At 62.7% G+C, this 21568-nt stretch carries 21 protein-coding genes; 9 read left to right on the plus strand and 12 right to left on the minus strand.

The window, feature by feature from the left end:
* Positions 1-45 precede the first annotated feature (45 nt).
* Both rsmD and ACQZ5H_RS22495 read right to left on the minus strand, forming a co-directional pair.
* Complete coding sequence (gene rsmD, locus ACQZ5H_RS22490) at positions 46-606, minus strand: 16S rRNA (guanine(966)-N(2))-methyltransferase RsmD (RefSeq protein ID WP_130278959.1); 561 nt, start codon at positions 604-606, stop codon at positions 46-48.
* Positions 587-2617 (minus strand): pseudouridine synthase, encoded by a 2031-nt coding sequence (locus ACQZ5H_RS22495; protein ID WP_449099035.1) that lies wholly within the window; start codon positions 2615-2617, stop codon positions 587-589. Before ACQZ5H_RS22495 ends, rsmD begins: the two co-directional genes overlap by 20 nt.
* A 91-nt stretch (positions 2618-2708) precedes the next feature.
* Here ACQZ5H_RS22495 and ACQZ5H_RS22500 point away from each other — a divergent pair, with 91 nt between their 5' ends.
* Positions 2709-3146, plus strand: a complete 438-nt coding sequence (locus tag ACQZ5H_RS22500; protein WP_449099140.1) for a nucleoside deaminase — start codon at positions 2709-2711, stop codon at positions 3144-3146.
* Positions 3143-3436: a hypothetical protein gene (locus tag ACQZ5H_RS22505; RefSeq protein ID WP_449099036.1), complete on the plus strand. Its 294-nt coding sequence runs from the start codon at positions 3143-3145 to the stop codon at positions 3434-3436. Before ACQZ5H_RS22500 ends, ACQZ5H_RS22505 begins: the two co-directional genes overlap by 4 nt.
* A gap of 8 nt (positions 3437-3444) precedes the next feature.
* Here ACQZ5H_RS22505 and ACQZ5H_RS22510 read toward each other — a convergent pair whose 3' ends face one another.
* The gene (locus ACQZ5H_RS22510; RefSeq protein ID WP_449099037.1) at positions 3445-4074 is read right to left on the minus strand and encodes a hypothetical protein; all 630 of its coding nucleotides are present in this window, start codon (positions 4072-4074) and stop codon (positions 3445-3447) included.
* A gap of 140 nt (positions 4075-4214) precedes the next feature.
* Entirely contained in the window at positions 4215-7115 is a 2901-nt protein-coding gene (gene ileS / locus ACQZ5H_RS22515) for an isoleucine--tRNA ligase (RefSeq protein ID WP_449099038.1), read from the minus strand.
* 279 nt (positions 7116-7394) lie between these two features.
* On the opposite strand from ileS, the gene ACQZ5H_RS22520 reads away from it, so the two are divergent.
* Both ACQZ5H_RS22520 and ACQZ5H_RS22525 read left to right on the plus strand, forming a co-directional pair.
* A complete protein-coding gene (locus ACQZ5H_RS22520; protein WP_449099039.1) occupies positions 7395-7805 on the plus strand; it encodes an antitoxin Xre/MbcA/ParS toxin-binding domain-containing protein in 411 nt (136 codons plus the stop codon).
* A gap of 56 nt (positions 7806-7861) precedes the next feature.
* The gene (locus ACQZ5H_RS22525; protein WP_449099040.1) at positions 7862-8242 is read left to right on the plus strand and encodes an RES family NAD+ phosphorylase; all 381 of its coding nucleotides are present in this window, start codon (positions 7862-7864) and stop codon (positions 8240-8242) included.
* A gap of 31 nt (positions 8243-8273) precedes the next feature.
* Here ACQZ5H_RS22525 and mctP read toward each other — a convergent pair whose 3' ends face one another.
* Both mctP and ACQZ5H_RS22535 read right to left on the minus strand, forming a co-directional pair.
* Positions 8274-9749 (minus strand): monocarboxylate uptake permease MctP, encoded by a 1476-nt coding sequence (gene mctP, locus ACQZ5H_RS22530; RefSeq protein WP_449099041.1) that lies wholly within the window; start codon positions 9747-9749, stop codon positions 8274-8276.
* Positions 9739-9936 carry a DUF3311 domain-containing protein gene (locus tag ACQZ5H_RS22535; protein WP_112713029.1) on the minus strand — a complete coding sequence of 66 codons (198 nt, stop codon included), beginning with the start codon at positions 9934-9936 and terminating at the stop codon, positions 9739-9741. Before ACQZ5H_RS22535 ends, mctP begins: the two co-directional genes overlap by 11 nt.
* A 244-nt stretch (positions 9937-10180) precedes the next feature.
* Between ACQZ5H_RS22535 and ACQZ5H_RS22540 the strand changes: the two genes are divergently transcribed.
* Positions 10181-11392 carry an MFS transporter gene (locus tag ACQZ5H_RS22540; RefSeq protein WP_449099042.1) on the plus strand — a complete coding sequence of 404 codons (1212 nt, stop codon included), beginning with the start codon at positions 10181-10183 and terminating at the stop codon, positions 11390-11392.
* 153 nt (positions 11393-11545) lie between these two features.
* Here the strand turns inward: ACQZ5H_RS22540 and ACQZ5H_RS22545 are convergent, their stop codons facing one another.
* From ACQZ5H_RS22545 to chrA, 3 genes are all read right to left on the minus strand, one after another.
* Positions 11546-12529 carry a bifunctional riboflavin kinase/FAD synthetase gene (locus ACQZ5H_RS22545; RefSeq protein WP_449099043.1) on the minus strand — a complete coding sequence of 328 codons (984 nt, stop codon included), beginning with the start codon at positions 12527-12529 and terminating at the stop codon, positions 11546-11548.
* 15 nt (positions 12530-12544) lie between these two features.
* Complete coding sequence (locus ACQZ5H_RS22550; RefSeq protein ID WP_449099044.1) at positions 12545-13393, minus strand: TIGR01459 family HAD-type hydrolase; 849 nt, start codon at positions 13391-13393, stop codon at positions 12545-12547.
* A 101-nt stretch (positions 13394-13494) separates the two neighbouring features.
* Complete coding sequence (gene chrA / locus ACQZ5H_RS22555; protein WP_449099141.1) at positions 13495-14877, minus strand: chromate efflux transporter; 1383 nt, start codon at positions 14875-14877, stop codon at positions 13495-13497.
* Between the two features lie 231 nt (positions 14878-15108).
* Here chrA and groES point away from each other — a divergent pair, with 231 nt between their 5' ends.
* The 3 genes from groES to ACQZ5H_RS22570 all read left to right on the plus strand — a co-directional run bounded on the left by groES (position 15109) and on the right by ACQZ5H_RS22570 (position 18203).
* Positions 15109-15405, plus strand: a complete 297-nt coding sequence (gene groES / locus ACQZ5H_RS22560) for a co-chaperone GroES (RefSeq protein ID WP_004675403.1) — start codon at positions 15109-15111, stop codon at positions 15403-15405.
* Between the two features lie 56 nt (positions 15406-15461).
* Positions 15462-17102, plus strand: a complete 1641-nt coding sequence (groL, locus tag ACQZ5H_RS22565; RefSeq protein WP_025555501.1) for a chaperonin GroEL — start codon at positions 15462-15464, stop codon at positions 17100-17102.
* Between the two features lie 654 nt (positions 17103-17756).
* Positions 17757-18203 carry a hypothetical protein gene (locus ACQZ5H_RS22570; RefSeq protein ID WP_025555502.1) on the plus strand — a complete coding sequence of 149 codons (447 nt, stop codon included), beginning with the start codon at positions 17757-17759 and terminating at the stop codon, positions 18201-18203.
* A 64-nt stretch (positions 18204-18267) separates the two neighbouring features.
* Here the strand turns inward: ACQZ5H_RS22570 and ACQZ5H_RS22575 are convergent, their stop codons facing one another.
* Entirely contained in the window at positions 18268-18978 is a 711-nt protein-coding gene (locus tag ACQZ5H_RS22575; protein ID WP_112713041.1) for a glutathione binding-like protein, read from the minus strand.
* Between the two features lie 198 nt (positions 18979-19176).
* Between ACQZ5H_RS22575 and ACQZ5H_RS22580 the strand changes: the two genes are divergently transcribed.
* Complete coding sequence (locus tag ACQZ5H_RS22580; RefSeq protein ID WP_130278972.1) at positions 19177-19602, plus strand: DoxX family protein; 426 nt, start codon at positions 19177-19179, stop codon at positions 19600-19602.
* 77 nt (positions 19603-19679) lie between these two features.
* Here the strand turns inward: ACQZ5H_RS22580 and hisG are convergent, their stop codons facing one another.
* Positions 19680-20375, minus strand: a complete 696-nt coding sequence (gene hisG / locus ACQZ5H_RS22585; protein WP_413711052.1) for an ATP phosphoribosyltransferase — start codon at positions 20373-20375, stop codon at positions 19680-19682.
* The gene (locus tag ACQZ5H_RS22590) at positions 20372-21487 is read right to left on the minus strand and encodes an ATP phosphoribosyltransferase regulatory subunit (RefSeq protein ID WP_449099045.1); all 1116 of its coding nucleotides are present in this window, start codon (positions 21485-21487) and stop codon (positions 20372-20374) included. The genes hisG and ACQZ5H_RS22590 overlap by 4 nt, the downstream gene beginning before the upstream one ends.
* Between the last annotated feature and the right edge of the window lie 81 nt (positions 21488-21568).

A 21568-nucleotide genomic window follows, 5' to 3' on the forward strand; every position in this document is an offset into this window, starting at 1 on the left:
CAATACCTGCCTGCTGCACTGAACGCTCCCGGTTTTCCGCCCGGCCTAAAGCGGCTGGTAGCGGAAGAAATGGACCTTGGTGTCGCCAAAGATCCTGTCTTCGAGGAAGACATAGGAAGGATCGACCGAAACGGCAACATCGGAGCGTTCTTCGAGAACGGCGATGGCGCCCGGCACCAGCCAGCCGCCCTTGGCGGCCGCTTCCATGGCCTTTTCACCCAGACCCTTGCCATAGGGCGGGTCGGCGAAGAGCATGTTGAAGGGCTCGAGATTGCCGACCGTGCCGAGGTCCGTGGCATCACGCCGCAGGATACGCGTGCGGCCGTGCAGGCCGAGCGCGTCGATATTTTCCCAGAGCAGTCCCCTGCCCTCGACGCTGTTTTCGACGAACAGCGCATGACGGCAGCCGCGCGAGACGGCTTCGAGACCGACGGCGCCGGTACCGGCAAAGAGATCGAGGATCCGGGTGCCATCGACGCATTCCGGATAGGCATGGCTCAGAATATTGAAAAGGCTCTCACGCGTCCGGTCGGCAGTCGGCCGGATGTCGTTGGATTTAGGTACGGCGAGCGACCGTCCGCGAAACTCACCGCCGACGATCCGCACCGCGCGTCATTCCCTTTCCTTTTGGTCCACCACGCGACGGGCCGCCCGAAGGCTTGCCGCCGCCGGGCCGGTCGCCTTTCGGCTTGCCGGAGAAATTCTTTGCGCCACCCGGCTTCGCACCGAAGCTCTTGCCGCGCGGCTTGTCACCCTGGGGGCGGTCACCCTGCGGCTTGTCGCCGAACGGACGATCGCCGCGGGGACGCTCCGAGCGGGCTTCGCCGGAAGCGCTGCGGGCGGGACGCGGACGGTCACCGAAGGACCGGGGACGCTCGTCACCCTCTTCGCGCGGACGGCGGTCGCCGCGCGGCTTGCCGCCGAAAGGACGGTCGCCACGAGCGGGACGGTCACCGGCAGGACGCTCGCCGCGAGCCGGACGATCGCCATAGGGCCTGTCGCTGCGGGCCGGACGGTCGCCGTAAGAGCGCGTACGCTCGCCATCTTCACGGGGCTTTCGGTCGCCACGCGGCTTGTCGCCGAACGGACGGTCGCCGCGAGCAGGACGGTCACCGCGAGCGGGACGGTCACCACGGGCAGGACGATCACCGGCGGGGCGTTCACCGCGTTCCAAGCGCTCACCGCGGGCCGGGCGATCACCACGCGCCGGACGGTCGCCGAAACCACGATCGGGACGGTCGCCGAAGGAGCGCTTGCGGCCGAAGCCTTCGCGATCATCCTTGCCACCAGCCGGGGTTTCGCTCGAGCGGATCCATTCGCCCTCTTCGTCGTGAGCGCGGTTGATCACCGTGCGCGGACGGTCGTTGTCGTAGCTCGATGCCTGCGGCTTGCCGGCATCGGGCCCCTCGCCACGGCGGCGGGCGGTCTTTTCGTTCTTGGCAGCCTTGGCCGCAGCCTTCTCGCCGAGCGGACGGGCGCCGGGCGCCATCCAGACATTGGCGTTGCGGCGGCTTCCGAGCGCCGGGCGCTTCGGACGGTCGTCATCCTTGCGTCCGCCTTCGCGGCCACCGTCACGACGATCATCGCGGCGGTCGTCACGGCGATCGTCACGCTTGGTATCGAGGCGGCTCAGCGCGCGCTCGCGCTTGTCCTCGGGCTTCCAGGTGCGCTCGCGGCGTTCCGGCTTGGCGGGCGCCTCTTCCTCTTCTTCGGCAACAGCGGGGCTGTTGTTGTAGAGCGGCGCGTCGAAATTAGCCTTGGCGTCTTCGATCAGACGCGGGCCGAGCTGATCGCGCAGCGTGCGTCCGCGCACTTCGATCACATGGCCTTCCGGCAGATCGCCGAGCTGGAACGGACCGTAGGAGATGCGGATCAGGCGGTTGACGTCGAGACCGAGCGCGCCGAGGACGTTCTTGATTTCGCGGTTCTTGCCCTCGCGCAGGCCCATGGTGATCCAGACGTTGGAACCCTGGGTGCGGTCGAGCGTCGCGTCGATCGAGCCATAGAGCACGCCATCGACGGCGATGCCTTCCTTGAGCTTGTCGAGCGCGTCCTGATCGATCTCGCCGTGGGCGCGCACGCGGTAGCGGCGCAGCCAGCCGGTCGTCGGCAGCTCGAGCGAACGGGCGAGACCGCCATCGTTCGTCAGCAGCAGCAGGCCTTCGGTATTGATATCGAGGCGGCCGATCGACATGACGCGCGGAAGTTCATCCGGCAGATTGTCGAATACGGTGGGGCGCCCTTCCGGATCGGAATTGGTGGTCACCAGGCCAGCCGGCTTGTGATAGAGCCAGAGGCGCGTGCGCTCGATGCCGCGGATCGGGATGCCGTCGACTTCGATCTTGTCCGTCAGCGTGACGTTGACGACGGGCGTTTCGAGCAGCTTGCCGTTCAGCGTGACGCGGCCTTCCATGATCATGCGCTCGATATCGCGGCGCGAGGCAACGCCTGCGCGCGCCATGACCTTGGAAATGCGTTCGGCCTTGGCGTCGCCTTCGGTTGCCGCAGCCTCTGCCTTCGGCGCGGCACTGCGTGCCGGCTTGCCTTCGGTTTTCGGACGCGTATCACGCGCTGCGGGCTTGCCACCCGGCCGTTTTGGCTTGTCTTTGAATGTCATTTGTTGTTTGCCTGCCTTTTGGGGCTTCTCTATCAGGTCGTGCCCCTGCGGTTAAGTGGGAATTTGCCGGATCGTGAAGACAAATCGGTTTATGGAGATGGCGCTCGAGGAAGCGCGCGCTGCCGGCGGGCGTGGCGAGGTGCCGATCGGCGCCGTCGTGGTGCTTGATGGCGCCGTCGTTGGCCGCTCCGGAAACCGCACCCGCGAGCGCAACGACGTCACCGCCCATGCCGAAATTGCGGCAATCCGCATGGCCTGTGAGAAGCTCGGACAGGAGCGACTGACCGGAGCCGATCTCTATGTCTCGCTGGAGCCCTGCACGATGTGCGCGGCGGCGATCTCCTTTGCCCGCATCCGGCGCCTCTATTACGGCGCAGAGGATCCGAAGGGCGGCGCGGTCGACAACGGTGTACGCTTCTATGCGCAACCGACCTGCCATCATGCACCGGAGGTCTATTCAGGTTTGAACGAAACGGAGGCTGCGGATATCCTCAGGACGTTCTTTGCTGGAAAACGGGAGACGCCATGAGCCTTGTCATTCTCGCCGTCATGATCGCGATCGGCGGCTTCGCCTATCTGCGCATCGCGCCAGGTACGAGCGCCATTCCGATGCAATGGTCCTTGCGGGGAGAGGTCAACTGGTCGGCGCCGCGGGCGGCCGCTTTCGCCTTCGTGCCGGGGCTTTCGATCGCCATCTGCGCGATCTTTGCGGCCAACGGGATGATCGCGCTGTCCGCGATCACCGGCTCAGTTCTTCTGATCTGCCAGATCGTCCACATTCTGCTTGTGCGCCGCTGGGCAGCGGCGCGGCAGATGTAAGCATCCGCTTACTGCAGCAGGTTCCACCACTGCTTGCCGGTGCCGGCGACAGCCGCATCCTTCTTGCGCTTCTTTTCCTTCTTGGCTTCCGGTTCGCCGAGATCGTCGAGCTTGGACGGGTCATCAGCCTGACGGTATTCGGTCGGCGGATCGGAGATGGAGCGGCGCTCAGTCACGGCGCCGCCGCCCTTCTGGGCGGCGCGGGCTTCGCGGAATGCCTGGGCCTGTTCGGCTGCGGTTTTCCGGCCGCCTTCGATGCCGTTCTTGGCAAGCGGCGAGACATAGGTCGAACTGTCGGAATTCGCGTCAGCTTCCTTGACGAGACGGGCGCGGGTTTCCTCAGGGGATTCCGGCCACTGCGGATTGTCCTTGGTGGCGATCGTCGCCTGCGGCTCGACAAGGGTTTCCTTGGAAGCCTGTGCGGGCATGACCAGCGTCGGGCGCGGCTGATACTTGACGCCCTTGTTCTTCGGCTCCTGCGGAGCGAGCGATACGGACTGGCCGATATCGTCACCAAGCTGCGCCATTGCGCTCGTGCCGGTGCCGTAAGTGGGGCTCGTGCAGCCGGTAGCCATCGAGCCTGCCGCCATAACAACCGTGAGGCAGGCGCCTACACGGAACCAACGCGTCGCTAACATGAAAACCCTTCCAGCCATGCCGGTGCAATCATCGCCCAACCGGACATCCGTCCCCCTGACGTAAAAATCCGGCCATTTTCAGGCAGCTTTTACCGGATGAACCGCCAAAGAGCAATTCACCCGGCAATTTTCTTCAGGCTTTACAGTCCAAGCTCGCGAAGCGCAGCGGCATCACGGGCGGAGACATCCGGATACTTCTCATCCGAGCCGACATCCTTGGTGATGCGCCAGGAACGGGCGCACTTGACGCCCTCTGCCAGCTTCGGTTCGACCGAAACGCCCGGAACTTCGGGCAGACGGAAGGCATCGGCAGAACCTTCGCCGCCATCGATCGCGATGTCGGAGGTGATGCAGATTTCCGAGAAATCCAGACCTTCGAGCGCAGCCTTCAGCTCCGCATCGGCGATATGAACGGCCGGGGCAGCTTCGAGCGACGAACCGATGCGCTTGTCCTTGCGCTCGATTTCGAGGGCGCCGGTGACGACCGAGCGGATGGCGCGGACCTTCTTCCACTTCTCGGCTAGCGCCTCGTTCTTCCAGTCTGCCGAGATTGCCGGGAACTGTTCGAGGTGGACCGAGACGGCCGACGGATTGCGCGACAGCCAGGCCTCTTCCGTCGTGAACGGCAGCATCGGCGCCAGCCATGTCACCATGCAATCGAAGATCATGCGGATGACATAGAGTGCCGAACGGCGGCGCAGGCTCGACGGCGCGTCGCAATAGAGCGCGTCCTTGCGGATGTCGAAGTAGAAGGCCGAGAGCTCGACATTCGAGAAGTCGATCAGCGCGCGGGCGATCTTCTTGAAATCGAAGGCATCGTAGTTTTCGCGGACGACCTGGTCGAGCTCGGCCAGTCGATGCAGCATCAGCTGTTCCAGCTCCGGCAGATCGGCAAGCGCGATCGTCTCGCCCTTGTCGTGCGCCAGCGTGCCGAGCATCCAGCGGATGGTGTTGCGCAGCTTTCTGTAGGCATCGACGTTGGTCTGGATGATGGTCTTGCCGACGCGCAGGTCGTCTGCATAGTCCGACGTCATGACCCAGAGGCGCAGGATATCGGCGCCGGCATCCTTCATGACTTCCTGCGGGGAGGTCACGTTGCCCTTCGACTTCGACATCTTCTCGCCCTTCTCGTCCATGGTGAAGCCATGGGTGAGGACGGCGTTATAGGGCGCGCGGCCGCGGGTGGCAGCGGATTCCAGCAGCGAGGAATGGAACCAGCCGCGATGCTGGTCGGAGCCTTCGAGATAGAGATCGGCCGGCCACTTCAGGTCCGGACGGTCTTCCAGCGTGAAGGTGTGGGTCGAGCCCGAGTCGAACCAGACGTCGAGAATGTCCATGACCTGCTTCCACTGGGCCGGATCATGCTCATTGCCGAGGAAACGCTCCTTGGCGCCTTCGGCGAACCAGGCATCGGCGCCTTCCGCATCGAAAGCATCGAGGATGCGCTGGTTGACGGCATCGTCCTTCAGCACTTCGCCCTGCTCGTCGACGAAGACGCAGATCGGAACGCCCCAAGCGCGCTGACGCGACAGGACCCAATCCGGGCGCTGCTCGATCATGGCGCGCAGGCGGTTCTGGCCGGCGGCGGGAACGAAGCGGGTGTCGTCAATCGCCTTCAGGGCGCGGGTGCGCAGCGTCGTGCCGTCCTTCAGGTCCTTGTCCATATAGACGAACCACTGCGGCGTGTTGCGGAAGATGACCGGCTTCTTGGAGCGCCAGGAATGCGGATACTGGTGCTTCAGGCGGCCGCGGGCAAACAGCGCGCTGCGCTCGATCAGCGCCTTGATGACGCGGTCGTTGGCATCGCCCTTCTTGCCGTTGTCGTCGATGACGCGGGCGCCTTCGAAGCCGGGCGCATCGGCGGTGTAGAAGCCGCCATCATCGACCGGGAACGGGATCCGGGTATCGATGCCGCGGGCATCGAGCTCGCGGACCGACGAGGTCCAGACGTCAAAGTCTTCGCGGCCGTGGGACGGCGCGGTGTGGACGAAACCGGTACCGGCATCGTCGGTGACGTGGTCGCCATCGAGAAGCGGGACACCGAATTCGTAGCCGCCGCCCTGGCCTTTCAGCGGATGGGCGCAGGTGATGCCTGCGAGATCGGCAGCCGTCACATCCGAAAGGCGCTTGTACTGCAGCTTTGCCTTGGCGAAGGATTCCTCTGCGAGCTTGTCGGCAAAGACGAGCTTTTCGCCCGGCTGCGGTCCGAAATCGTTCTCGGCAGCGGTGACTTCGTAAAGGCCGTAGGAGACGCGCGCCGAATAGGCGATCGCCCGGTTGCCGGGGATCGTCCAGGGCGTGGTCGTCCAGATGACGACGAAGGCGCCGTCAAGCGCAGCCGGACCCTTCACGACCGGGAACTTCACCCAGATCGTGTCGCTTTCGTAGTCGTGATACTCGACTTCGGCTTCCGCCAGCGCCGTGCGCTCGACGACCGACCACATGATCGGCTTGGAGCCGCGGTAGAGCTGGCCCGACTTGGCGATCTTCAGCAGCTCGCCGGCGATGCGGCTTTCCGCGTGAAAGTTCATCGTCAGGTAGGGGTTTTCGAAGTCGCCGATGATGCCGAGGCGCTGGAACTCGCTGCCCTGGATGCCGATCCACTTTTCGGCATAGGCACGGCATTCGCGGCGGAACTCGATCATCGCAGCCGGCTCTGTCAGGTCAGGCTTGGCCTTGCCCTTGGCGCGGTAGTTCTCTTCCTCGATCTTCCACTCGATCGGCAGGCCGTGGCAGTCCCAGCCCGGAACATAGTTGGAGTCGAAGCCGCGCATCTGGAACGAGCGGGTGATGACGTCCTTGAGGATCTTGTTCAGCGCGTGGCCGATATGGATGTTGCCGTTGGCATAGGGCGGGCCGTCGTGGAGCACGAACTTCTCGCGGCCGGCGGCGGAAGCACGCAGCTTCTTGTAGAGGTTCATCTGCTGCCACTTGGCAACGATTTCCGGCTCCTTCTGCGGCAGACCGGCGCGCATCGGGAAGTCGGTTTCGGGCAGATAGAGGGTCTTCGAGTAGTCGATCTTTTCGGCTGTGTCGGTCATGTCTGGCAATCGTTTCTGGCGGCCTCAAAGGGCGCAACGGATGTGGAATTGTTGGTGACGGAAGCGCTTGCTCGACAAGCGCCAAAAACCCGGACCTTCCGGCCGCTCAGCGCGCGCGGAAGGCCGGGCCGATAATTCGTATCGCAATCGCCAGCCGGAATTTACTCATCGGGCCGGTTCATAGGCGCTTTTGCGGGGAAAAGGAAGAGGCCGGATGGCGCGATTGAAGTTTTGGCCAAGTGCGCATATATTTGAGGGCACTTGGCGCGGAGCAGTATCATGGCCAGCATCTCTTCACCATCGAAAGATCATTCTGCGCAGGCTCTCGTGCAGACGGCGGCCGGCGGAACCTTGCCGCGGTTTGACGGCCGCTCGGTGGAAAGGCTGAAGGAGCGCGGCTTCTCGATGGACGAGATCTACCGCTTCGTTGCCCCTCGCCGCACGCTTGCGCGCCGGGTCGAGAAGGGCGAGCCGCTGACGCTGGCGGAAAACGACAGTGCCCAGCGTATCCTCCGCATCAGCGAGCTGGCCGACAAGGTCTTCGGCGAACACGAGAAAGCTCAGCGCTGGCTGCGCAAGGCCAACCGCTCGCTGAACGGCGTCGTGCCGATCGATCTTCTTGAATCGGAAACGGGTGCACGGCTCGTAGAAGAAGCAATTCTGCGCATCGACCACGGGATTTATATCTGACCGTGTATCTCTGGCGGATCTCCAATCATGTGGATCTTAGCGGGCGCGGTGGGCTGGTGGCTTCCGGCCGGTGGCACAAGGCAGGACATCCGGTTGTTAATTGCGCCGATCATCCGTCAACGGCTCTGCTGGAAATCCTCGTTCACGTGGACCTGGAAGATCTGCCGTCACATTACAAGCTGCTGAAGATTGCCTGTCCGGACGGGCTGCCGTCGATGCGTATCGGCGACAATGACGTTGATACCGCCGATCTCGCGGCGACGCAGGCGCTGGGCACCTCGCTGCTGGAGGCAGGAAATGCCTGTCTGATCGAGGTTCCGAGCGTGATCATGCCGCAGGCACGCAATGTCCTGATCAACCCGAAACATCCGGCTGCCGGCGGCATCGCCATCGAGGCGACCTTCGATTATCCCTTCGACAGTCGCCTTCTGCGATAGCAGGCGGCACGAGACCGCCTGCATCGATTGTTCAAGCTCTCACAACCGCCCTCGCAGGCGTCACCACGTTCACCACGACAGCGACCAGGATATTCGCCACCAGGGCCAGCAAGCCGATATAGATGGTGAAGGAGGTCTCTCCGAGCGTGATCGGCTGGAGTGGTTTCAGACCGTTGATCCAGACGAGGAACGTGCCGCCGAAGAAGCCGACGAACCAGCCGGCGAGCAGGCCGGGGGCGCGGAACCAGTTGGTGTAGAGGCCGAAAACCAGCGCCGGGAGCGTCTGCAGGATCCAGATGCCGCCGAGGAGCTGCAGGTCGAGGGCGAACTGCGTCGGCAGGAAGAGGATGACGAGCAGCGCGCCGATCTTGACGATCAGCGAGGTGATCTTGGCGACCTTCGCCTCGCCCGCATCGCTGACCTCTGGATTGACATAGGCCTTCCAGAAATTGCGGGTGAAGAGGTTGGCGGCGCCGATGCTCATGACGGCCGCAGGCACGAGGGCACCGATGGCGATCGCCGCGAAGGCAAAGCCTGCGAACCAGCTGGAAAACAGCGTCTCGAACAGCACCGGGACGACGTCGTTCGGGCTTTCCAGCTGCAGGTTTGCGGCGTGGCCCATATAGCCGAGCAGCGCGAGCAGGCCGAGGAGCAGCGTATAGGCCGGCAGCAGCACTGCGTTCTTGCGGATGGTATTGCCGCTGTTGGAGGCGAAGATGCCGGTCAGCGTGTGCGGATACATGAAGGCCGCGAGCGCCGAACCGAGCGCCAGCGTCGCATAGGCGACATACTGGTTGCCGCCGAGCAGCAGGTTGCCGGAACCCTTCGCCTGGAAGGCGGCATCCGCCGAGGCGAAGACATTGGCATAGCCGCCGAGCTTCGAGGGGATCAACGCAACGGCCGCGATCACCACGACATAGATCATGATGTCCTTGACGAAGGCGATCAGCGCCGGGGCGCGCAGGCCCGCCGAATAGGTGTAGAGCGCCAGCACGATGAAGGCGATGGCGAGCGGCAGTTCGCCATGCAGGCCGAGCGCCTTCAAGACCGCGGTCATGCCGACGAGCTGCAGGGCGATATAGGGCATGGTGGCGATGACGCCTGTCGCGGCAACCGCGAGCTCCAGGCCGCGCGAGCCATACTGGCCGTGAACGACGTCACCCGCCGTCACATAGCCGAAGTCCTTGGCACGCTTCCAGAGAACCGGCATCACCATGAAGACGAAGGGATAGACGACGATCGTGTAGGGCAGCGCGAAGAAGCCGTAGGCGCCGACCGTATAGACGAGGGCGGGAACGGCGATGACCGTGTAGGCGGTGTAGAAATCCCCGCCGACCAGGAACCAGGTGATCCAGGTGCCGAAGGAGCGGCCGCCGAGACCCCATTCGTCGATATGGGCAAGGGTTTCCGGCTTGCGCCAACGGGCTGCGACAAAGCCCATGACGGTGACGAGGATGAAGAAGAAGATGAAGACGCTGAGCGCCGTACCGTTGATCTCAGTCGTCATTGCGCATGCTCCGATAGGCGATCCAGGTCAGGAAAGCGGTGATCGGCACCCATGCGAGCTGGTACCAGTAGAAAAACGGAAAGCCGAAGAGAGCCGGCTCACGGAAATTGTAGAAGGGCACCCAGAGGAGCCCGATATAGGGAATGACAAGCAGCCAGCAGGCCGCTGTTCCAAACCTTTTATCCATGTTGAGATTGCCTTTCATTGCTGTGGGGGCGCAGCGAATCCGCGTCATATGACAGTTCAGACATATACCCCTCAGGCATCGGGACAAGCGTATTTGCCATGAAACCGCCATTTTTGGCGGAGGGCGGCGACAAGCAAAAATTATCGTGGCACTGTCGAAATGCCGACGGCTCGCACGTCCTTGGAGTGCAGCACGGGTCTTGCCGCGCCTGCATTCCATTCGATCCACAGGGAGTGAAGTGGATATGAGCAGTTCCTATCGTTGGGTCATCGTCGCCGCCGGCGCCCTGATGACATGCGTTGCGCTCGGCGCAATGTTCTCTCTCGCCATCTTCCAGCAGCCGATCGCCACCGATACCGGCTGGTCGCATACCGGCATTGCCAGCGCCATGACGCTGAACTTCATCGTCATGGGCGTCGGCGGCTTCATGTGGGGTGCGCTGAGCGACCGCTTCGGCCCCCGCCCCGTCGTGCTGATCGGGGCGCTACTTCTCGGGCTGGCACTGGTTCTCGCCAGCCGGGCGGGATCGCTGATGCAGTTCCAACTGACCTACGGCGTCCTCGTCGGGATTTCGGCGAGCGCCTTCTTCGCGCCAATGATCGCCTCGACGACCGAGTGGTTCGAGGAAAACCGCGGGCTGGCGGTGTCGCTGGTTTCGGCGGGCATGGGCGTTGCGCCGATGACGATCTCGCCGCTCGCCCGGGCGCTGATATCGGCCTATGACTGGCGCACAGCGATGCTGATCATCGGCATCGGCGCCTGGGTCCTGCTGATCCCGGCCGCTTTGCTCGTACGCCGCGCGCCCTCTCCGGCAAGCGACCAAGGCATGGTGGAAGCAGCAGGCGGCGAGCGCCCGGCGCTCGGCAAGATCTTCCGCTCGCCGCAGTTCCTGGTGCTCGGCGGCACGTTCTTTGCCTGCTGCGCGGCCCATTCCGGACCGATCTTCCATATGGTGAGCTACGCGACGATCTGCGGCGTGGCGCCGATGGCGGCGGTCAGCATCTACAGCGTCGAGGGGCTTGCCGGTCTCGGCGGTCGCCTGCTCTACGGCAGCCTGGCGGACAAGTTCGGCGTCAAGCCGGTGCTGGTTGCGGGGCTTCTGGTGCAAGCGGCGGCGCTGGCGACCTATCTGGCGGTCAGCGAACTCGGACAGTTCTACGCGCTCGCGGTGATCTTCGGCAGCGCCTATGGCGGGGTCATGCCGCTCTATGCGGTGCTGGCGCGCGAATATTTCGGACCGAAGGTGATCGGCACGGTGTTCGGGGCCGCGACGATGCTCTCGAGCATCGGCATGGCCTTCGGGCCGCTGATCGGTGGCTGGATCTTCGATACCTACCAGAACTATTCGTGGCTGTTCATCGGGTCGGCGCTGGTGGGACTCGGTGCGGCGGCCATCGCGCTCGCGTTTCCGCCGCTGCCGCGCGGGAAGCAGGCGCCGGCAGTCGGGATGGCCTAAGCAGATGTGGAGGACTTGGCCCCCTCATCCGCCCTGCGGGCACCTTCTCCCCGCCGGGGAGAAGGGAAGAGGTGGGGGCGTCGCGGTCTCCTCTCTTCTCCCCCGCGGGGAGAAGATGCCGGCAGGCAGATGAGGGGGCTACACGGTAAGGTGTCAGCCGAAGCAGATCAGCCGGTCGAGTTCGCCGAGTGGCTGCACGCCTGAGAGCAGTGCCCTCGCCTCTTCCTCGTCGCGCTTGATCTGGGCGACGAGCGGGTCGAGGCCGTCGAATTTCAGTTCCGGCCGGAGGTATCCGAAGAAGGAGACCGAACAGATCTGGCCGTAGAGATCGCCGCTGAAATCGAAGACGTAGGTTTCCAAGAGCGGCGCGCCGTTTTCGGTCACTGTCGGGCGGCGGCCATAGCTGGCGACCGCATCGTGAAGCGTGCCGTTCTGCAGCCGGAAGCGGACCGCATAGATGCCGGAGGCGAGTTCGGCCTCGGGCGGCAGCTGCATGTTGGCTGTCGGGAAGCCGAGCTGGCGGCCGAGCTTTTCGCCGCCGATGATCTCGGCCTCGACCGTATAGTGATAGCCGAGCAGGGCAGCAGCCTCGCTGACATCGCCATCCTTCAGCAGCGCGCGGATGCGGCTCGAGGAGACGACATCGGCATTCTCGTCGCGGAAGGCATCGATCAGGGTGACGCCGAAGCCGTATTTCTGGCCGGCATCCATCAGGAAGGCCGGTCCGCCTTCGCGGCCCTTGCCGAAATGGAAATCGACGCCGGTGACGACCTCGGAAGCGCCGAGCCAATCCTTGAGAATGCCGTGGATGAAATCGTCAGGCGAGCGCTGCGAGAATTCGCGGTCGAAGGGATATTCGATGACGGCGCCGAAGCCGAGGGCTTCGAGGATGCGGGCCTTCAAAGGTGCCGGCGTGATGCGGAAAACCGGGCTATCCGGCCGGAAGACCGTGCGCGGATGCGGCTCGAAGGTGAGCACCAGCGCCGGGACGCCGCGTGCCCTGGCGATCTCCAGCGCCCGCGTCAGAACCGACTGGTGGCCGCGATGGACGCCGTCGAAATTGCCGATGGCAATGACGCCGCCTCTCAGATGGGATGGCAGCGGTTCGCGGGTTTCATTGCGGTGAAAGACGGTCATCGGCAGGGCTTCTTCTTATGCGAGGCGTGGTATCCACCACTTCGGCGCGGCCTTCTCACGCTCCAGATAGGCGTGCAGGATGGCTTCATCCGTTTCGCCGTTCAGCGTGTATTCCTTCGCGTGGATACCGCCGCTGATATAGAGAAGGTCGAGGCCGTAATCGAGGGCGCCACGCACATCCGTCGGCATTCCGTCGCCGATTGCGAGGATACGGCTCTTCGGGAAATCGCCGCGCAGCTCCTTGGCGGTCTCAAGCACGGCGTCATAGATCGGCGTGTGCGGCTTGCCGGCAATGCGGGTCGCGCCGCCGAGCTGGTTGTAATAGGCAGCCATGGCACCGGCGCAGGGGATCATCTTGTGACCGCGCTCGACGACCAGATCAGGATTGGCGCAGATCATCGGCACGTCGCGCGACTGAAATTCCTTGAGCATCTCCGTATAATCTTCCGGCACTTCCTTCTCGTCATCGAAGAAGCCGGTGCAGACGACTGACTCTGCTTCATTGGCATCGACGCGCTCGACACCGAGGCCTTCGATGATGGCGATGTCGCGCTCGGGGCCGAGCAGGAAGACCTTCTTCGGGCCTTCGGCGATCAGGCCGCGGGTGACGTCACCGGAGGTGATGATGCGATCGTAAGCGCCGTCCTGGATGCCGATATGGCGAAGCTGATCGACGACCAGCGGGGCGATGCGCGGGGAATTGGTGATGAGGACGACCGTCAGCCCCTCGCCGCGGGCGGCTTCCAGCGCGGCGGCGGCCTTCGGAAAGGGATCGACGCCATTGTGGAGCACGCCCCAGACATCGCAGAACACCGCGTCATACTGGCTGGTGATTTCCGCAAAACTTCCGATGCGCTTGGCCATTCCGATATCCCGTTTGCTTTTCAGTCAGGCGTGACATTGCAAAGGCCCGGCGGGATGGCAAGGTTTTTTCGGCCTCGCGGCGCAAAAACAGGAGCGCGCCGCTAGAGAAGCAGCTCGACGCCGCGCACGGCGAGACCGGCGGCGGCGGCAAAGCCGAGGATGCTGACCATGCCGAGCTTGAAGCGGAAGAGCATGACGCAGGCGGCAACGAAAATCAGAGCAGCGGCGATATTCAGCGAGCTCCAGACCGGCCAGGCGAGGCTGACGAGCGGAAGGCCGGTGGCGCGCGACAGCAACGCGATATTGCCGACATCGGCAAAGAGCACGTGCAGGCCGAACCAGAGCGCCAGGTTGAGGATGACGCCGACAACGGCGGCGGTAATCGCCGAGAGCGCTGCCGACAAGATCTTGTTCTGGCGGAGCTTCTCGACGAAGGGCGCCCCGGCGAAGATCCAGACGAAGCTCGGCACGAAGGTAGCCCATGCCGCGAGGCTGGCGCCGATCACGCCGCCGAACAGCGGGTCGATGCCGAGCGCATTGCGGAACCCGGCCATGAAGCCGACGAAACAGAGGACGAGGACCAGCGGCCCGGGCGTCGTCTCGGCCAGCGCCAGCCCGTCCAGCATCTCGCCGGGACGCAGCCAGGCATAATGCTCGACCGCTATCTGCGCGACATAGGAGAGCACGGCATAGGCGCCGCCGAAGGTGACGACGGCCATCTTCGAGAAGAAGACGAAGACGGCGGCAAAGACGTTGGTCTCGCCGCTCAGCGCCTCGGCGATGAGATCGGACGGCGCGTGCAATCCCCGAACGATTAGCAGCGGGAACTGCCAGACGAGAACCCAGAAGGCGAGAATGAGGAACGGCCTGGCGATATGGCGGCTGGTCAATCCCGACAGCATGCCCGAGGACGCCGGAGCCTTGACGGGTGCCACACCCTCCGCCTTTCGCCTGCGCCGCTCGACGACGAAGCCGGCGATGCCGGCTGCGAGGACCACGAGCGGGAATGGCAGATTGAGCAGGAAGAGCGCCACGAAAGAGGCAGCCGCAACATAATAATGAAAGCGCGATTTCAGCGCCCGGCCGGCGACCCGCATCAGCGCCTCGATGACGATGGCGAGCACGGCGGCCTTCAGGCCGAAGAACAGCGCCAGCAGCCATTCGGCATTCTGGAAATAGGCATAGAGACCGGAAAGCACGAGGATGACGAGAAAGCCCGGCATGATGAAGAGCAGGCCGGCAGCGATGCCGCCGCGAACGCCATGCATCAGCCAGCCGATATAGGTGGCGAGCTGCTGAGCCTCCGGGCCGGGCAGAAGCATGCAGTAATTCAGGGCGTGCAGGAAACGGTCTTCGGAGATCCAGCGCTTTTCCTCGACCACCGTCTTGTGCATCAGGGCGATCTGACCGGCGGGGCCGCCGAAGCTCAGACAGCCGATGCGGGCCCAGACGGCGAAGGCTTCGGAAAAAGCAGGCCGCGGCATGGGTTCGGCAACCACGTCAGACAAATCCCCTACCCTCTAGCCATTAGGGCCCTCTCGCTAATTCGGGCCCTCTCCACAATTCCGGCGCAAAAATCCGCGAAGGCTTTCCTTGACTCTTTCTGGAGCCATCCCTAAATGCACGGCGTCTAGCACTCCTCATTGGAGAGTGCTAACACTCATCCATGTGGGCCACCCCGGTCCGCGAATGTCATTTGATCGAGGGATTAGACAATGGCAAGCACCAATTTCCGCCCCCTTCACGACCGCGTCGTTGTTCGCCGCGTTGAGTCCGAAGAAAAGACCAAGGGTGGCATCATCATCCCGGACACCGCTAAGGAAAAGCCGCAGGAAGGCGAAATCGTCGCTGTCGGTTCCGGCGCTCGTGACGAGTCCGGCAAGGTCGTCGCTCTCGACGTCAAGGCTGGCGACCGCGTTCTGTTCGGCAAGTGGTCGGGCACCGAAGTCAAGATCAACGGCGAAGACCTTCTCATCATGAAGGAAGCCGACATCATGGGCATCATCGGCTGATCAGCCGGTCATCCCGTTCCGCTTATCGCTGACACCCCTTTTCAGGAGTTATCAAAATGGCAGCTAAAGAAGTAAAGTTCGGCCGCTCTGCGCGCGAAAAGATGCTGCGCGGCGTCGACATCCTCGCTGACGCAGTGCAGGTCACCCTCGGTCCGAAGGGCCGTAACGTCGTTATCGACAAGTCCTTCGGCGCTCCGCGCATCACCAAGGACGGCGTATCGGTCGCCAAGGAAATCGAACTTGAAGACAAGTTCGAAAACATGGGCGCCCAGATGGTCCGCGAAGTTGCTTCGAAGACCAACGACATCGCCGGCGACGGCACGACGACGGCAACGGTTCTCGCCCGCGCTATCGTTCGCGAAGGCGCCAAGGCTGTTGCAGCCGGCATGAACCCGATGGACCTGAAGCGCGGTATCGACCTCGCTGTTGCCGAAGTCGTCAAGGATCTCCAGGCCAAGGCCAAGAAGATCAACACTTCGGAAGAAGTTGCCCAGGTCGGCACGATCTCCGCAAACGGCGAAAAGCAGATCGGTCTCGATATTGCTGAAGCCATGCAGAAGGTCGGCAACGAAGGTGTTATCACCGTCGAAGAAGCCAAGACCGCTGAAACCGAACTCGAAGTCGTCGAAGGCATGCAGTTCGACCGCGGCTACCTGAGCCCGTACTTCGTCACCAACCCGGAAAAGATGGTTGCTGACCTCGAAGACGCCTTCATTCTCCTCCACGAGAAGAAGCTCTCGAACCTGCAGTCTATGCTCCCGGTTCTCGAAGCTGTCGTTCAGACCGGCAAGCCGCTCCTCATCATCGCTGAAGACGTCGAGGGCGAAGCTCTTGCTACGCTCGTCGTCAACAAGCTGCGCGGCGGCCTCAAGATCGCTGCCGTCAAGGCTCCTGGCTTCGGCGACCGCCGCAAGGCCATGCTCGAAGACATCGCCATCCTGACGGGCGGCACTGTCATCTCCGAAGACCTCGGCATCAAGCTCGAATCCGTTACGCTCGACATGCTCGGCCGTACCAAGAAGGTTTCGATCTCGAAGGAAAACACCACGATCGTCGACGGCGCTGGCGCCAAGTCCGACATCGAAGGCCGCGTTGCCCAGATCAAGGCTCAGATCGAAGAAACCTCTTCCGACTACGACCGCGAAAAGCTGCAGGAACGTCTTGCCAAGCTCGCTGGCGGCGTTGCCGTTATCCGCGTTGGCGGTTCGACGGAAGTCGAAGTCAAGGAAAAGAAGGACCGCATCGACGACGCTCTGAACGCGACGCGCGCTGCTGTTCAGGAAGGCATCGTACCGGGCGGTGGTATCGCTCTGCTGCGCTCTTCCACGAAGATCAAGTCCAAGGGTGAGAACGACGACCAGGAAGCTGGCATCAACATCATCCGCCGCGCTCTGCAGGCTCTGGTTCGCCAGATCGCAGAAAACGCTGGTGACGAAGCTTCGATCGTTGTCGGCAAGGTTCTCGACAAGGATCAGGACAACTACGGCTACAACGCCCAGACGTCCGAATATGGCGACATGATCGCCATGGGCATCGTCGACCCGGTCAAGGTCGTCCGTACGGCTCTGCAGAACGCAGCTTCGGTTGCTTCGCTGCTGATCACCACGGAAGCCATGATCGCCGAGCTGCCGAAGAAGGACGCTCCGGCTGGCATGCCTGGCGGCATGGGCGGCATGGGCGGTATGGACATGATGTAAGACCTTCGGGTCTAACATCTGGGCCATCCGGTTCAGTTACGGAAGGGCGGTCTTCGGGCCGCCCTTTTCGTTTGCGGAGAACCGATTCGGCCTTACCAATTTTCGAGGCCACAGGAACCGAACTGGTAAAACGTTTAAGCGTCTATTTTGTGCGAAAATCGGACTCCGAAGCTTTCGCGAGACTTACCAAGCCGCGTTTTTTGTCATCAGGTGAAATACTCTCAGTGAAATTGGTTTCACCGCTGCAATGTGAAATTTTTGCGAAGCGTAACCGTTTACATCTCATAAAACGGGCAACTTTTTACTTTGATTTCTTCTACCTTTTATAGAAGCATGCAATATATCGCATCCTTCGCGTTGCGGATTACCCCCGAAAAAGCATTTGCCGCCTCTAAAAACTGCCTATAAATCCGCGCTGCAAATTGCAGTGCATGACGATATTTTTCCGCCCGCCAGCGGAAGACCGTATTTTGCAAATGACGCCGGCTGCAGAGCATTCCGCGCCAGAATTTTGAAAAGAGCATGAGAAGGGTTCCGCATCGGCGGCGCCGTATTTTGCTCACGCCCGGACATGATGACCGGTGTCGCATGAAGATGTTTTCGTCACACCGCACGAGCGCTGCATAGAACTGCGCACGACACGGGGAACCCCATTTGTTCAAGATCGCCAAAGCCAATGTTGCAGCCCCTCTTACGCCTGGCTCCTTTGATCTGACCCATCACAACCAGGAAATGCTCGCGCAGTTTTCCGTCTCTGAAGCGTGGAACGGCGATTTCTCCAGCGGCGTCATCCAGCTTGGCGAATGGAGCTCGATGCTCCATGGTCTCGCCGGCCGGGAATGCGGGCTGCTCAGCCTGATGCGCTGTTACGACGTGAAGGATCGCGCCCATATCCTGGCGCTTTTCGAGCAGGCCGCGACGCTCTCCTCGTCCTTCTGCTTCTCGACGACCATCGTCATGCCGAACGGCTTCCGCCAGCCGCTGTTCTGCATGGGCGAGTCTGCCGGACTGGAAGAGAAGTACAGCGGCAGCATGGTCGGCGTCTTCATCTTCCCGCGCTTCAAGCTCGACAACGCCAACCAGATGGCGAGCCGCCAGTAAGCGTCACTGCGCAGGCACAGAATTGAAAAAAGGCCGGTCCTTCGACCGGCCTTTGCTGTTTGGCTTACACCGGCTTGACCGGGATGTTCAGCCCCTTGGCGCTTGCCGGGCGGGCGATGCAGCGCTCCAGCCAGGCCATCACTGCCGGGAATTTCGCGTATTCCAGCACCTCGCGGCCGCCATAGAAGATGTCGGCGCCACGGATCCACGGGAAGGTGGTGATGTCGGCGATGGTGTATTCATCGCCCATGATCCACTGGCGGCCCTGCAGGCGGCTCTCCAGCACGCTCAGCAGGCGCTTGGCCTCATCGCGGTAGCGCTCCATCGGATAGCTGTTGTTGGCGACCTTATCGGCTGCCGCCTTGTAGAAATGGCCAAACTGCCCGAACATCGGGCCAATGCCGGCCATCTGGAAGAAGACCCACTGGATGGTCTCGTAACGGCCGGCGGCATCGGCAGGGATCAGCTTGCCGGTCTTCTCGGCGAGATAGAGCAAGATGGCGCCGGATTCGAAGAGGCCGATCGGTTTGCCATCCGGACCATTGGGATCGATGATCGAGGGTATGCGGCCGTTCGGATTGAGCGAGACGAATTCCGCGGATTTCTGGTCGTTCTGAGCGAAGCCGACATAATGCGGCTCATAGGGCAGACCGAGCTCTTCCAGCGCGATCGATATCTTCACGCCATTCGGCGTCTGCAGCGAATAGAGCTGGATGACATCCGGGTTCTTTGCCGGCCAGCGCTCGGTGATCGGGAAGCTCGAAAGGTCTGCCATTGAAATCTCCGTGGGGGTTGGTGGCCGACCATAAGAGAGCGACCGCCGGGAAGACAAGCCGCCTTCAAGAGACGACCGTTTCAAAATACTGAACGAACCGTCCCCGTTCGTTTATCTTTCCAGCTGCGACAAAATGCGCGACAAGTGTGGCCAACGAGATCAGCGGATCTCACAGTCATTCAAACGGAGATTACGTCCATGTCGAATACCTCTAGCCTTCTTCTCGTGCTTGCCCGCATCCTGCTGTCGTTCATGTTCATCCTCGCCGGCTTCGGCAAGATCACCGACCCGGCTGGCACTGCCGGCATGATCGCCGGTGCTGGCCTTCCGGCCGCAACCGCGCTGACCTATCTCGCAGGCCTCTTCGAACTGCTGACCGGCCTTGCCGTTCTCGTCGGCTTCCAGGTTCGCATCGTCGGCTGGCTGCTCGCTGCCTTCTGTGTGTTCACCGCCGTCGTCTTCCACCTGCCCTATGCAAGCGGTGCTGAACTCGTGAACATCCTGAACCAGATCATGGTCATGAAGAACTTCACGCTGGCTGGTGCCTACATCCTGCTCGCAACTGTCGGTGCCGGTGCCTACTCGATCGACGCCCGCCGCGGTGTATCGGCTCTTACGGCCTAAGCCGAAGCCTCCCAAGCATAAAGAAACCCGCCGTCTCGCGACGGCGGGTTTTTGCGTTTTTCAGCATCCTGGAAAAATCAGAGAGCGCCGCGGACGGCGGCAACGATCTTCGCCACGACGGGTTCTGCCGCGTGGCTTTCCTTGCGGGCGCGCACCAGGCAGGCCTCCGAGCGCAGGATGACGCCGTCGTTGAGGACGCGCAGGTGGTTTGCCCGCAGCGTCGAGCCGGTGGAGGTGATATCGACGATGATATCGGCCGAGCCGGAGGCTGGCGCACCCTCGGTGGCGCCCAGGCTCTCGACGATACGATAGAGCTGGATGCCGTGCTGGCTGGAAAAGAACTGCTGCGTCAGGCGCCAGTATTTGGTGGCGATGGTCAGGCGGCGGCCGTGGCGGGCGCGGAAGTCGGCGGCGACATCGCCGAGATCGGCCATCGTATCGACATCGAGCCAGATCTCCGGAACCGCCACAACGACATCGGCATGGCCGAAGCCGAGGCGGGCGCAGAATTCGACGCGCTTGTCGGTCTCTGCCAGACCTTCGCGCACCAGATCCTCGCCGGTGACGCCGAAATCGATCGAGCCGTTGCCGAGCTCGCGGGAGATTTCCGAAGCCGACAGGAAGGCGACCTCGACATCATCCCAGCCTTCGACGCGACCGCGATAGGAGCGGTCGTTGCCGACGGCAGTGATCTTCATGCCGGCGCGCTCGAAGATCGCCGAGGCATCGTCCTTCATCCGGCCCTTGGACGGCAGTGCGATGGTAACGGTCATGCCGCTGCCCTTTCCGTTTCGATGCGGTCGAGCCAGAGCGAGAAGCCGACGGCCGGGATACGCTCGCGGGCGCCGAGGAAGTTCAACAGCCTGTCGAAGCGGCCGCCACCGGCGAGAACCGCCGACGAACCCTCGACGCTGACCTCGAAGACGAGGCCGGTATAGTAATCCAGCGGGCGGCCGAAGGCGGCGCGGTAATCCATCGATGAGAGATCGAGACCGGCATTGGAGAGCGCAGCCAGGCGGCTATCGAAATGCGATAGCGCGGTGCCGATCTTCAGGCCGGCGGCATCGGCAAAGCCTGCGAGCGCCGAGGATGCATCGGCCAGCGGCACATTCAGCGACAGAAACTCTTCCAGCACCCGGAAGGCATCGTCATCGAGCCGGGTCTCGGAGAGCACCAGCTTTTCCTTGAGACGGCGGGCGATATCGGCGGGCGAACGGCTGGCATTGGTGGAATAGCCGGTCGCTTCCATCGTCTGGTCGATATGGGCGATCAGAGCCTGGTCGTTGTCTGCTGCCACGAGCCTGGCGATCTCATCGTCGAGACCGGTGACGAATTGCGGGCTGACGAGGCTCGCAAGCAGCGCCTCGATCTGCGTCATGTTGCCGAAGGCGTGGATCAGCCGCTTCTGCCAGCCGAGCGGCAGGCCAAGCGCCTGGACGACGGCTTCGAAGACCGCCTGGTCGCCGAGAACGGTCGAGAAGGTCTTGCCGGGGATCAGCTGCTGCAGGATGGCGACGGCATCGCCGATGGCACGCGCATCGGCGCTCGCCGTATCGGTCTCGCCGAGATCTTCGATCCCCGCCTGATAGAACTCGTTGCCGCCATCACGGCGCTGACGAAAGACTTCGCCGAGATAGGAATAGCGCTTCGGCGTGCCGGTCGCGGTCTCGATGTGGCGCAGGCAGACCGGAATGGTGAATTCCGGGCGCAGGCAAAGGCTGGCGCCGGTCTCGCTCTCCGTCATGAAGATACGGCGGCGAAGGTCTTCGCCGGCGATATCCAGGAAGGGTTCGGCCGGCTGGATGACGGGCGTGTCGATGCGCTCCGTCTTGCGGGTGGCGAACTCGGTGAGGAGGTCGGTGGCGAAGTTGGGAAGATTGATCAAAGTCCCCTCCCCAACCCCTCCCCACAAGGGGGAGTGACTAACCCGCGGCACTCGCCGAGCGAGGCCGGAAATCTCTCAGTT

This window comes from Rhizobium sp. 21-4511-3d, assembly GCF_053522545.1.